Source organism: Chryseobacterium mulctrae (genome assembly GCF_006175945.1).
Classification (GTDB): domain Bacteria; phylum Bacteroidota; class Bacteroidia; order Flavobacteriales; family Weeksellaceae; genus Chryseobacterium; species Chryseobacterium mulctrae.
Map to the genome: position 1 here is coordinate 2381937 of NZ_VAJL01000001.1, position 13775 is coordinate 2395711.

Here is a 13775-nt window from a genome sequence, read left to right on the forward strand (position 1 = left end):
GAGTATTGTAATAATCTTTTATTGGCTTAACTTATACTAATGATTCTAACAAAAATATTTATCTCGTATGCAAACTACTAGAAAGGATAATTATAGAGGTAAGTTATTAATTTCAGAAATATTTAATTCGCTCTCTATCATATTATTTGTTTCAGCTTTAATAATAGTCTGGTCAATATTTGAATCTTTTGGGATTGGTAAAACTTGATACAAATTAACCTCTGCTCGAGTTATTGCGACATATTTTAAGCATTTTTCTTGATATATCTGCCAATCCTGCAAATTTCCTTTTGTTGGCATAAAAGGTAAGGAGTCATAATTGAGAATGAAAACATTTTTAGATTCTAAACCCTTAGATTTATGAATTGATGATAAAATTATGCTATCGTCGTTTTCATTACTGAAAAGTTTGCGTAAAGCTTCAATCATATCACTAAAATTTTCCGCTTCCTTAATATTGTGATATGAAAAAATAATAACATCTCTTATACTTTCAAATACTGTAATTTTTGTCTCATTATCCGAAAACTTTCTTTTGTAAGAGTTTAAAACTGTCTCAACATTTTCAATAAGATTTTCGTAAAAATCAGGGTTTTTGTGGAATTTACGGGGAATAAAATCTATTATCTCTTGAAGAATTTCTTCTTTACCAAGTATTTTACAACTTTTCCCCAAACTTATTAATTTAAAGAATGTAAGTACAATATCTTTGTTAAACCTTGAAAGTATAAAATCCTTATGTTGAACAATTTTTAAGATTTCATTATATTCGATTTTTGTTACTTTTCCTTCAAGAACATTTGTAGTAGAAATATCATCCCTAATGTCTTTTGCTAACGAAACAACACTTTTACTGCATCTAAAACAATTTGTCAGATTGAAAGTTTCCGGATTTAATAGTTTTTTTATATTATTGAACGATTCTGGTGAAGCACCTGCAAATCCATAAATAGATTGAAAAGGATCTCCTACAGCAAAAACTCTACCTCCTGTCTTTTTGTAATATTTCATCACAATTTTTAATTGAGCATTCGATAAATCTTGACATTCATCAACGAAAATAATATCATATTTATAAAATGATGTATAATTAAAAACATCAGGTAAAAATATCATATCCGAATAATCAATATTTTGATTTTTTTCTGCATTTTCAATCCCTTTTTTAATTACTAAGGAAACAATTTTTGTATAACAGTCAAGTTCTATATTACAGTTCAGATCTATATCTAAACCGTAAAATTTAGCAATCTTTGCAATTCCTTCTCTCCCTTGATTATAACTTAAGGTCAGTCTAGATAACGATAACAATTTTTTGAAGTTATTGTCCGCAATTTCGTAGAAAGAAAGTTCCTCTACCTCTCGCATTTTATAATTTGAAAAATCTTCCGGATCAGAGAAATCTATTTCTTTTTTTAATTTTTTCTTCTTTTCAAATGTTTCTTTCAGTTTAGCAAAAGCATCTTTCACATCATTTTGACGTAAATCATTTAAAGGATCTTTTCCTAAGTATTTAGAAAGTATTTTATCATATTTATCGGCATCAATATTACAATCTTTGAATTTATTGTTATTCATTTTTAGAATATTTAAACCTAAAGCATAAGTTGTTTTTACGAATACAGGTCTTGAAAAATTCTGTACTTTTTGACTTATTTCAGTTTGAATTTTTTTGTTGAAAGCACAAAATAAAATTTTCTTGTTAATAGGCAAATGTTTAATCCCTTCAATTAATGTTGATGTTTTTCCTGAACCTGCAACGGCATCAATAATTCCATTATTTTGTTCAGAATTAAAAAAGCGGAAAATTTTTTCCTGTTCAACAGTTGGAATAAATGACATTGTGTGATTATTTTGTTTTTTGGCTATTTTTTATAATTGGCTATAACTATATACCGAATATCTTTCTGTTTTGCGTAGATATGCATAAATAATGGAGCCTTTTTTTTAGTTTACAGCACCTCAAAAATATTTAATATCATCTGTATTAGTGTAGAAATAATTTTACTCCAGACCGAGTATTAATAAGTATTTCTTTCACTGATCGTTTTTTGAGATTATTTTTATAGCTGCTAACTTTTGCAGCTTAAGTGATGTTGCTATTCAAGCGGACTGGTTTTCTCTGCCAAGATAAAACTTTCTTAGTAAAAACAAATTTCCTGTTACCGAAAATCAGCAGTCTCGCTTAGTCGCTTTCAGGCGATGTGTTAATCACCTTGATATAGTCTAATTTTATCAATAGGCATGGGATGATTTATTTGTTTTAGAAGAATTTTGAAAGTTTCTTCAATTTCTATTTCATCCTCACTAGATATCATTAACCTAAGTAATCCATAAAACTCTAAATTATTCGAATCAATAGAGTAGGTTTTAATAAGTTTGTGATCTTTTTTGTAGCCTATTTTAAACTGTTTTTCCAAGTACTCAAAGGTCAATTCATTATCTTTCCAGTCGACGATCTCAAATTCTGACCAGAGCATTCCAAGTTTACCAGTAACCGACCGTATGAAAAGATCCGCGACATCTAAAGCCTCTTTTACATCATCAATCTCAGGTTTCTTGTACATATGTTCCAACTTATTCCGTAACGTTCGCGATTTTGAAATTATTAAACTAGGAGCCAAGTTAAGGGCGTGAATAATTCTTAACTTAATCGGAATATCAGATTCAAATTCGAAATATTGCAAAAAATCATTTATGATAGGATTAAAATTCTCATACTTCGAAATTAGAGTTTCGATTGTTTGATCAATTTGGCAGTCGATCGCTCTTTTTGAATTTGTTATACTATTTATAAAACCTTTTTCATTTCCTTCCTTTAAATCTTCTTTTGCGAACTTCAAAAAATCTTTTGGAGAAATGTCGAACGTTGTTTCATTAAAGCTTGTTCCAAAAGTAGACCGCAAGGTCATGTCTGTCAAGTTCATTTTTGAGTCATTTAAGATTTCTAAAAGGATGTTATTCATCGTTTTTTAATATTTTTTCGATTAATCTACAAGAAGAAATATATTCTACATCATCAAAAATATTTTCTCTCATTCTTTTAAGTTCTGCTTCTACATCAACATCATTAGTTTGCGAAGAAATTAACCTACTGAAAAAATCAAAATCACTATAATTTCTTCTGTGTGGGTCAATTAATTTTTGCAAAGCATAATTAAAATTCTTAACTGGTTTTATTAAATTTAAAGAAGGGGGTTCATCTAAATTGTCTCCTACGACATCAATAAAAAAGGGTGTTTCAATGATAGATAATGGCTCGTAGACAATGAAACGCCTTGTAAAGATATCATCGCAGTATTTTATTGCATCAACTAAATGTAAATTTAAATCTTCAAGAAATTTTTCGTAAACATTATTATACCGTTGGTGATCCTGGCGCATATTAAAAATCTTTAGAATCGATTTACTGTCGTACAGATATGTTCCATTCAAGAATGGCTGAAATTTTTGTTCTAATAATTTAATCAAACTTTCAAATCTGCTAATGTCTGATACTTTTTTAAGTACTTTATTGAGTTCTGATTTATGTTTCCTAACAACTAAACTCAATTTTTCAATAATTATATCTAACCATGCATTCAAAAAAAGTTCATGCCTGCTCACAACGTCATTAATGTTATGCTCTACTAATTCAAACCTAAAATCATTATCCTTATGATATCTGAGATATTCGATTTTCCCTTGATGTGCCTCGTAAGAAAATAAAGTAGAAGACACTAGTTTTCCTGTTTTATCACGTCGAATAGGATGACCCACCAATTCATTTCTTATGTCTCTATTAATTGCATAATTTTCATCTTTCTTTAAATCTCCCTTATTAAAATTAGTTGAAAACAATCTTAGCATATCCTCTATAAAGTCTTGCTGTACATATACAATCTGTAGTAAACTAATATGATATGAAAAAACTTCTGGCAGACCGCTTCTATCAACAGATATTTTTAGCATATCAAGTGTATCGTAAAAATATCCCATCATATCACCAAAATAATTTGTTTTGGCATCTTCATTAAAATTTATTTCGCTTTGACAATATGGATAATCCCAGATATTAAAATTCCAAACATCCCTAATTGTCTCTAGTTTTTTGTAAATATTATCCATATAAATGTTAATGCGTCAAGTTTTTCAGTCAATTTCTTATAATCGTTTTTTGAGATTACCTTTAATAAATATATCTGCCAGCGGCGGATCAGATGTTTTAAAATTTTACGATTCGTTTTATCATGTTCGCTTCAATATTTTTTGTTATTAAACAATAAACTGAAATCGCTTCCCAGATTCCTCCACCAGATTTTTTATAGCATTCAATTAATGATCTCAAGCCAGATTCCGAAATAACCTTAAATTTCGTTTCAAGGGTATACTTTGTCGCTGAAATGCTTTCAACAACTTCAGTTAAATTTAAATTTTTTTGATAGAAAACATCATTTGTCTTTAGTTTATCAAATTCAAACGCAAATTGTTTCGATATATGACTTCTCACATCAATATTAATTTCCATTGGCCAAAATTCAGAACTAAGACTAAAAACAACGCCAAATACTTTTTCGTTTGCTTGCCTGATATGTAACGCACCAATTCCTTCCCATAATTCTTCAATCGATAAATTAGAATTCATTTCTCTTTCTTCAGGAACAAATTCCTCGTTAGGTGCTTTTAAATCAATTTTAATCAATGGATATATAAAAATTCCAAAACCCTGATAGTGACTTTCGGTTTGAAGTCCTTTATTTTTTATGCTATCTAAAGTTGATTTACTTATGAAATGAATAAACTCCATAATCTTGGTTTTTCCTATCGTTTTTTGAGATTTATTTCTAAAAATTTCGATTTTGAAAGTTAGCAATATTTAGCAAATCTATTTTTTTTCCTCCATTGTTTATTTTTGTTGGAAATAAAAATTTATATGTATAAAGAAATAGAAGTTTTAGCAAATGATCAAATGGTAAATTTAATAAATGAAGGATATACTTTAATTTATTATAACTACGATTCGATATGGTATGAAAACATGATTGAGAAAAAAAATTATCCTGTGTTTAATAATGGAAAAAAGCAGGATTCGCTTTACTTGATTCTAACAATAAGCAATAAATTACGTAGAACACAAAATTTAAAACATTATTCAAAAAATATAAAATCAATGAAAATTCAATGTGTTTTAGATTATAACGATGAACTAGATGATAAACAGAAATCTTATCACTTTAATTTATTTCTTCCAGAAATATATATGAAGCGGATGAAGAAAACTTTCCTTGATGTTTCTACGGAGGTTCTAATCTTTAAAGGACAAGATATTAAAAAATATATGGAGGAAGAGGATTATTTAATATAAAATAACATTGAACAATGTTTAAAATCATGAAAATCAAGTTTAAAATAATCTGTGATTTTCATGATTTATTAATGGGTTTTGTAATCGTTTTTTAAGAATTAGTTCGATCTATCATTAACAGAATAAATATTGGCAAAGTGGGGGCTAAAAAGGGAATTTTACTTCAATTTTAAACTTAATACGGCAGTTGATTTTTCAGATTGTCCCAATTAAAAAAATATGAAAAGCAGCAGCGTATAAAAAAGTAGAATAGTTCAACATATTTCTTAATACCATATTTTGCAAATACAATGTTGAACTAAACCTTCGGTAGCTTTCCCAATCGCATAAATCAGTTACTTTGTAAAGTTAATTAAAAAATCAATAGAATGGCTACAAAAAAAAGAGTTTAGACGAGCTCAGAGAAAACAAAATCATCAATCAGGCAAAGCGCGAAGTGCCTGGTTTTACAGAACTTTTAAGCCGTTTTGAACGTACGGTTTCGGTGTTGGGACGCAGTCAGAGCACGTTCAATAATTACTCCAGACACGTCGCGGCGGTGTCGCTGCATTTCGGGAAAATCCCGACAGAATTGGATCCTGAGCAGATCCACGATTACCTTTTTTACCTTCAGAAAAAATCAAGATCACCCTCGCAATCGTATTTTAAACACACGGTTTACGGACTTCGGTTTCTGTTGAAATCGGAAGGTTTGAGCTACGATTATCTAAGTCTTCCGGAAATTAAAAAAGAGAAAAAACTGCCTGTTGTGCTCAGTAAACAGGAGGTTTGGCAGATGTTGTCATGCTGTAAACTTTTAAAACATAAAATCTTAATCGGGTTGCTTTACGGTTGCGGATTGCGCTGTCTGGAGGTCAGAAATCTCCGTTTATGCGATTTGGATTTTTACCGAAAACAGCTGAAAGTGGTTCAGGGAAAAGGCAAAAAAGACCGCTATTTGCCTTTGTCGGAACATTTGATTCGGGGTTTGAAAAAATATATTGAAGCGGAAAAACCGGAAGATTTTCTCTTTGGAGAACCTCGAGCAAATCGTGCAGGTGGAGAATTCGATTCAAGATATTCGCAACGTGGCGTACAATGGGCGGTGAAACAGGCTTCAAAAACGGCAAAAATATTGAAAGAAGTGAGTGTTCATACGCTTCGGCACAGTTTTGCGACGCATCTTTTGGAGGATGGGATGAACATTGTGAGCATCAAAAATCTCCTCGGCCACGAAAACATCGAAACGACCCTCGTTTACCTTCAAATCGCCCAACTTTCTACCCAAAAACTCTTCTCTCCACTGGATACTTTGTTTGAGGAATGCAGAGCGAAGTAGTTGGTTTTGAATTTGTTAAAAGCCAAAATTCAAGCTTTAAATTTAATGAAAATCAACGTTTAGAAATCTCAAAAATACAGTCTGCTCAACCTGAATCTCAACCTCGATACGAAGTCGCAGATGTGTTGAATATTTTAGGTTCAAAACTAGAAAATTTAGGATTAAATTCCTGGCAATTAAGAACTTTATTTGCGTTAAAAAAGTGCCGTACATCGGCTTTGGGCGGTCATATTGACGCTTGTGACGAATGCGGAAATATCAGCATCAGCTACAACTCCTGCCGAAACCGGCACTGCCCGAAATGTCAGGGCAAAAACCGCGAAAAATGGATTGAAAACCGGGAAACCGAACTGCTTCCAGTGCCTTATTTTCACGTGGTTTTTACCGTTCCGGAAGTGCTGAACAAAACCGCACTTCATGCTCCGAAAATGTTGTATGATATTTTATTTGAATCGGCTTGGGAAACGCTGCAAACCTTTGGTGAAAATCGAGGTTTAAAAATGGGAATGATCGCTATTTTGCATACTTGGGGACAGAATCTGAGTCTGCATCCGCATTTGCACTGCATCGTTCCGGGTGGCGGCGTGGATGAAAACGGAGTTTGGAAAAACATCAGAAGCGACGGTAATTTTTTGTTTCCTGTAAAGGCTTTGAGCAAAGTTTTCAGGGCTAAATTTTGTGAGAAGCTGAAGGTTCGGTTATCATTAAAATGTAATAAAAATCAGACGGAAAATGATGAAAATCAATTTGAAAACCGAAAAAATGAAGCAGAAACTTATGAAAAACTCAGACAAAAACTTTGGGAAAAACCTTGGGTAGTTTTCGCTAAAAAACCCTTTGGCAGCCCGAAATCTGTGGTGGAATATTTGGGAAGATATACGCACAAAATCGCGATCAGCAACCAGAGAATCAGGAAAGTTGATGCGGAAAATGTAACGTTGGAGTACAAAGATTACCGCCAAAAAGGCATCAAAAAGCAGATGGTTTTGAGCCATGAGGAGTTTATCCGCCGTTTTGCGATGCATATTTTGCCGAAAAGATTTGTGAAAATCCGCCATTACGGTTTTCTCAGCAGCACATGGAAACGAATGAAGCTAAAAAATCTGCAACAGAATTTAGGCATTCAGCCCAAAGGAAAATTTCCACCCAAAACTTTTCAGCCGAAATGTAGTTGCTGCAAAGTTGGGAATTTGGTAACGATTGCAACGTTCGATTTGCGCGGTCCGCCCCTTTGGTTTTTGGAGATGAGCCAAAACTTTGAAAAGCCAAAAATCTAGCATTTTGGGTAAGGGTATTTATGCCTAAAAGTGAAGGAAAACACGATAAAACCAAGAAAAACCATCAAATTCACCCACAAAAAAAGAGACCTTTCTGAAAGTCTCCTGTATATCTTTAAAATCCTTCGTCGGTAAACCCATAATGCTGAAAAAAGCTCCCGAAGCTTCCGTTCAACAGGGTTTTCATTGTTCGTGCTTCGCACGCAACGAAAACTTAGCTATTACCTGCTTTTGTTGTTGATTATTTTTTCCAAAGATTGTTTATAACTAATGTATTCATTACGGATTTTGTAAAAACTAATGCTAGAATTTGATCTTTTTCTTCCTTAAACCCGGGATAATTGAAAGCAATTGTAATAATTTTTGTCTTAAAGGGAATTTGATATTGAATAAGATAGCTTTCTACTTCGTTACCTGCTCTTTCATTTCTTACATAAGCGCTAATTAGAGAACTTGGTAAGTTCTCAATTTTTGTAATTTCACATTTTGGAGAAAATGCTTTTTCATGTCCTGCTTCAATAAAGTGGTTGTAGCAATTGTTTTTATCTGGAAAAGTGCTAACCATTACTTGTAAAAGCGATTTTTCATCAAGATTATATACTTCTAATTTTTCTTTGTCATTTGCAAACTCCAAAATATCAGTAACTGAAATTGTTGAATAAATTGTTTTTGATTTATTTTTTATGTTATATAGGATATGTGGTCTTTCGCCAGGAGTCAAAATCCAATCTTTAGGGTACTTTATTAGTAAATCAATTCCCAATGATTTTGAATGATTTTTTGTTTTAACGATAAGTTTTTCTGTTTCTTTTGTATTTTCTGTGCCTTGCGAAAGGCAATAACTATAAAATAGTAAATAAATTAAGATTGAGAGATTTTTCATTATATTGCATTATTTGCTTCAATTTAGAAGTTCCGAAATTTGTTTTTAATCGTTTTTTGAGATTGCAAATGCAGTATTATTTATCTTTTAATTTCGAAAAATAATGGTTTGCTATATTAACACTTCCAGAGATTACTAGACCTCTTATAATTGACCAGAACAATATTTCGTTTAATTTACTTGCCGTGTAATTAGTATCATCATAGAAGTTAATTTCCATTAGAAATATAATTACCGTTATTATAAGCGCACCTAATAAAATTTTTTCTATTCTTCGTGAGTCCATATTATAAGTTTATTTACTATTCCTGAGCTAATGTATCATTTTATGAGACTAATTACATAAGTGTAACTAATTGCCGTAATTTACTAGGAAAGTTCTAGGGTTATTGGACCAGCTTAATTTAAATAAACAACCACTTCATAATGAAGTGGTTGTTGTAAAAATTTAATATTTAATCCGCTTTTAGCTATCTGCTCTCCAGTAAGACCAGACCGTTCCGTTGTAAACGCAAAACAGCTTTTTAACGGTGTCGTAAACAATCATTCCCGGTGCAGGACTTTTGATCGTATTGGCAGGATCTGCCACCAAAGGCGGAATCATCGCTTTATTGGTATCAGCCAACACAAGAATTCCTGGAGTGTTATCCGTAAAAACACCTCCAATCTGAGCTTTTGCAGTGGACTGCTCAACAGCCGGACTTGCCTGGATGGGAGCCGTAACTACAACATTTGCTCCTACCGCAGGTAATTCTGTGGTGCGTACCGTAAGGTCAACCCAAGTTCCGTTATTTCTTGAAAGCTTAACCCTGCTGTCATTTCGGTCAAAAATAAGAGCTCCGCCTCTCGCAGTGGCTCCCGGATTTAAACTTACATTGGCTGCAGCCGTTACCCACGGCAATATCAACCCCTTATTACCTGTTCCAAATTCTAAAGACACACCCGTCTGTGTAGTCGTCTTTCCGATGGCGATCTGCGCAGAAAATATTGCTGAACATGACAGACCTAAAAATATTGAATATATCAGTTTCATTTTTTTCATTTTTTAAAATTAATTTTCTTCAGGACAAGACTGCGTGTTAAAACACTTCCATCCCGTTCGAGTACCATCTGTATTTATTTTCATACAGTTATTGGTTGTATCATAGAACGTCATTCCAACTATCGGAACAGCTATAACAGGAGCAGTCAACGCTACATTTACAGGCTCACCGGCAATAACAGCACCTGCAGTAGTAGCTGCAGCAGGCATTCTATTCATTACAAACGCTTTGGTATTGGCTTCAAGAGCTGTCCACCCGTTATTCCTGATCATTGGCCAGTTTGTATTATTTACTCCCGCCCTGTTAAATGCGGTAATACCGTGTATCGTCGCATTATCAGTTCCTAAGGTTATGGTTGGGTTTCTATAGCATTTACAGTCATTAAGTGCTGAGTTCTGAGAATTCCCGACAGCCTGACCTACTCCTGAAACAGGAGAAGAACCTGTATTGTCTGCTACACCTGCAGCTGCTGCACCTGCAACAAGACCAATACTCGCATTGCTGTTATTTGCACCATTATTGACAACCTGAGGAACACCATTGGCTGCTGTAGCAGTACTGATGATCTGAGAAGGTGTACCTGCTGTCGTTCCGTTAAATCTTACATTGATCTGTCCCGGATTGGTTGGAGAAGTCAAAGGATTAACCATAGAATAAGTGACATTTTCGGAACCTTCAATTGCATCAGGACAGCTGTCGCCGTCTGAATCTGTATCTAAGTGATTAGATATCCCGTCGTTATCTGTATCAAGTTCAATAGGGGTACTGCAGAAATCATTGATTCTTATACGGTGTACGTTTGTTGACCCTCCTGTGGAAGCGGTAAAACCAAAACGAACTTTGCTGGCTCCAAAATAAGTATTTGCAAAATTAGCAGTTGTAAGAGTTCCTGCAGTTATTCCATCAACTGTATACGATAGGGTTTGCGTCCCTGCATTCCAGGTAACTACCACAGGATGATAGGCATTATTTTCCAACTGACCCAAATCAACGGAAGTTGTAAGACCGGCACCCTGATTGTCAGAATCCCAAATCTGACCGTGATCCGCAACAATATCTCCAACACCAGGTCCATTATCATAAGTGTCCAATTCCAGAACTAGACCGTTAGCAATATTCTGTGCACCCATTCCCACACCTGTTGCTCCAACAGCAGCTGTTCCGGCAGGGGAGTTTTGAAATACGACCGCTATACCATCAGCACCGGCATCAAATTCTCCTACAAATGCATCAAAAGTAAAAGAAAAACTTTTTGTAAAATCTACTTTTCCGACTGACCAGTATTGACCACTTTGAGAGCCCGCATTTGGAGTCAACTGTGCAATATTTGCACTTACTCCGGAAGCATTATTATTTGGGACGAAAGTAAAATTGTTTAAAAATGATGCGGCAGCCAAACCATTTTCTGTACAGTCTGTAATACCATCATTATCATCATCGAGATCTACAGTATTTGCCAATCCGTCGATATCTGTATCTGGTTCTATTGTCGCTGTTACAGTACACGTTGTTGTACTTCCATTCAGGTCAACGGTAAGAGTTCTTGATCCTGCAGCTCCTGTCCCGTTGTAAGTAATGGGAACATCAATGAAAGTCGTTGCCGTAGTTACTGTAACTGAGTGAGCGGGATTTGTAAAATCCGTTCCAATTACATTTAAAACATAATTTCCGGGTCCATAAATATCTGAAACAGGAATACGTAATGTTCTTGTTGAAGATGTCCCGGCCCTATACGGAGTGGTTCCCTGAAATGCTGTTCCACCACAATTAAATGTGAATGGCTGAAAATAATCAACAGATGCAAGATCAATATTTGAACTGCCTAATCCTGTTAATGTATATTGAGTAAGGTATTCTGATACTCCAGTAGAAATGTTAATACGATATATAACAACGGTATCATTCCCATTTCCTGAAGAAGCAAAGACAAAGCCATTCAAGTATGCAGTACCTCTTATATTTCCTACATCTATAGTTGTGGCAGTATTTGCCGTTGCATTTCTTACCCCAACAGGTCCTGTGATCTGTGTAATTTGAGTTGCTGTTGCAGAAGTTACAGCTCCGTTAATAGCGATTTTATATAGATACCTTATAAAAGTTGTACCATTTTGATGCTGAAGAATCGTGTAAACATTATTTTCATAATCATAAAATGTATCACTTGCAAAAATGGTTGAACGAGGATTACCAGCAGTTCCATCACCATTAGCATTCCAAATTGCATCGCCTGTAATAGGAATAGCAGCAGAAACAGTAGGATACAACCTGTAAAGATTTTTACCATTAAAACCAAAGACTTGTCCGAAATTGTTTCCCAAAACATTATTAGTTCCTAAACCTCCGATGGTAACAGCAGGTAAGGTAAGTCCTGTTGCAGTTCCATTTTTTAATATCGGACTGTTTGCCGCAGTATTGGAGTTAATAAAAACAAGCGGTTGGTTCGCGACCGTAGTATCGTAACCAATTGCTAAATTACTTACAGATGCACCGTTATTTGCATTGTAATATGCCGGTGATGTAATTGAAGCAGGCAATGTGGTTTGAACAGTTGATGGCGTATTACCCGTAATATCATAAACGTGGCCTACCCCTGTTCCTGCAGATGACAGATATAACTTACCTGCGCTTTGAGCTAAAATTAGTGTTGAATTAACAGCTACTAATAATAGAATTAAAAATATTTTATTTTTCATATAAAAGTATTAGAATAATTATCTCGATTGTCTGTTGAGATGTGAAAAAAATAAATGCCTTTTTATTCTATACTATGGGTGGCGGTCTTACAGAATAGACTTGAGAATAACAATAATCTAAAGATTTGTTATTGTAATGAAAATATTTGTAAGAATGAAGATAATTTAAAGATGATGTTATGAGAAAATTATGATATCTGTGAACTGTCTTTGAAAAATTATCGTGGTGATTATTCGGAACTATATAATCTTTAGCGACCTGATAAACTGTCAAAAACTGTCCTGAAGAAGGATGGTGATAAAACTGATGGCTGTGAAAAAGTTCTTTTTGCTTTTCAAACGCTCTAATCTTTTTATCAACCGTATCCTGTTCGTCTTTTTTCTTCTTTTTGACTGCATTTTGCAACTGATCCTTTAGCGGCGTTTTTTTACTAGAGGCGCTAGCTGTGGATTTAATCAGTATTTGATCTTTTTTACTGACATTAAACAAAAAATCACCACCTTTAAGTCTGATATCCTTGTTAAGGATCTGCTTGTTGAAATTTTCCTCTGTGGAATAAATAATGGCTCCTTTAGCCATTACAATACTTACCTGCTGTCTTATCTCATGTTCAATAGAATCCTGGGCAGAAAGAAAAGAATGACACATGGAGAATATTAAAATTAAAAATATACGGAAACTGTTGAAATTGTTTTGATATTTCAGATATCCGACATGTATAATTCTGGTTATTGGAATTTTATTCAACTGTAATTTTTCCTGCCACAAAAATAAACATAATTATCATTAAATCATATTATTATAGATGATTTATTCCTACTCCCAGTATCGAGTTATAAGGTTGCAGTATGTGTAAGAAAAGCTTAAATCACGGGAAGTCTTGTTGATAGGGTCGAATAAACTTACTGCATTTAATACTTAGATATATAAATTAAAATTTTACAGTACTAATTTGTCTGAAATAAAGAATAATAAACTCTATGACTTGCCTCAAAGAGTTTTTATCATTTACAAATGTAATTTAGAGTATCGTTTTTTGAGACTTTATTTGATCTAGAACGTTTCGGGGCTCCTTTGCGATGGTGGGGCATTCGAAGCACAAATCTTCAATTTTGAACAAAATTTGAACCGAAAAACTGCCGTTGAACTTTGCAGTTTCGCCCCACTATTGCAAAATCCTTGTTGAACTAAACCTCCGGTAGCTTTTCCCTTCGCT

General features: G+C 33.7%; 11 protein-coding genes. 3 read left to right on the forward strand and 8 right to left on the reverse strand.

Annotation, left to right across the window (positions count from 1 at the left end; all coding sequences use genetic code 11):
* Nucleotides 1-90: 90 nt before the first annotated feature.
* The 4 genes from FDY99_RS10885 to FDY99_RS10900 form a co-directional block, all read right to left on the reverse strand.
* Nucleotides 91-1842, reverse strand: coding sequence for a UvrD-helicase domain-containing protein (locus FDY99_RS10885; RefSeq protein ID WP_139421423.1), 1752 nt, complete (start codon nt 1840-1842; stop codon nt 91-93).
* Between the two features lie 365 nt (nt 1843-2207).
* Complete coding sequence (locus FDY99_RS10890; RefSeq protein WP_139421425.1) at nt 2208-2927, reverse strand: hypothetical protein; 720 nt, start codon at nt 2925-2927, stop codon at nt 2208-2210.
* 31 nt (nt 2928-2958) lie between these two features.
* Complete coding sequence (locus FDY99_RS10895; RefSeq protein ID WP_139421427.1) at nt 2959-4107, reverse strand: hypothetical protein; 1149 nt, start codon at nt 4105-4107, stop codon at nt 2959-2961.
* A 97-nt stretch (nt 4108-4204) separates the two neighbouring features.
* Nucleotides 4205-4786 carry a hypothetical protein gene (locus tag FDY99_RS10900; protein ID WP_116098341.1) on the reverse strand — a complete coding sequence of 194 codons (582 nt, stop codon included), beginning with the start codon at nt 4784-4786 and terminating at the stop codon, nt 4205-4207.
* A 126-nt stretch (nt 4787-4912) separates the two neighbouring features.
* On the opposite strand from FDY99_RS10900, the gene FDY99_RS10905 reads away from it, so the two are divergent.
* The 3 genes from FDY99_RS10905 to FDY99_RS10915 all read left to right on the forward strand — a co-directional run bounded on the left by FDY99_RS10905 (nt 4913) and on the right by FDY99_RS10915 (nt 7939).
* The gene (locus FDY99_RS10905; protein WP_139421429.1) at nt 4913-5344 is read left to right on the forward strand and encodes a hypothetical protein; all 432 of its coding nucleotides are present in this window, start codon (nt 4913-4915) and stop codon (nt 5342-5344) included.
* Nucleotides 5345-5780: 436 nt separating this feature from the next.
* On the forward strand, nt 5781-6662 hold the full coding sequence (locus FDY99_RS10910) for a tyrosine-type recombinase/integrase (RefSeq protein ID WP_228448715.1): 882 nt from the start codon (nt 5781-5783) through the stop codon (nt 6660-6662).
* Nucleotides 6647-7939 (forward strand): IS91 family transposase, encoded by a 1293-nt coding sequence (locus FDY99_RS10915; RefSeq protein ID WP_228423886.1) that lies wholly within the window; start codon nt 6647-6649, stop codon nt 7937-7939. The genes FDY99_RS10910 and FDY99_RS10915 overlap by 16 nt, the downstream gene beginning before the upstream one ends.
* 241 nt (nt 7940-8180) lie before the next feature.
* Here the strand turns inward: FDY99_RS10915 and FDY99_RS10920 are convergent, their stop codons facing one another.
* From FDY99_RS10920 to FDY99_RS10935, 4 genes are all read right to left on the reverse strand, one after another.
* A complete protein-coding gene (locus FDY99_RS10920) occupies nt 8181-8822 on the reverse strand; it encodes a hypothetical protein (RefSeq protein ID WP_139421431.1) in 642 nt (213 codons plus the stop codon).
* 466 nt (nt 8823-9288) lie between these two features.
* On the reverse strand, nt 9289-9855 hold the full coding sequence (locus FDY99_RS10925) for a hypothetical protein (RefSeq protein ID WP_139421433.1): 567 nt from the start codon (nt 9853-9855) through the stop codon (nt 9289-9291).
* An 18-nt stretch (nt 9856-9873) separates the two neighbouring features.
* A complete protein-coding gene (locus tag FDY99_RS10930) occupies nt 9874-12558 on the reverse strand; it encodes an L-type lectin-domain containing protein (RefSeq protein ID WP_139421435.1) in 2685 nt (894 codons plus the stop codon).
* Nucleotides 12559-12625: 67 nt separating this feature from the next.
* A complete protein-coding gene (locus FDY99_RS10935) occupies nt 12626-13207 on the reverse strand; it encodes a hypothetical protein (RefSeq protein ID WP_139421437.1) in 582 nt (193 codons plus the stop codon).
* Between the last annotated feature and the right edge of the window lie 568 nt (nt 13208-13775).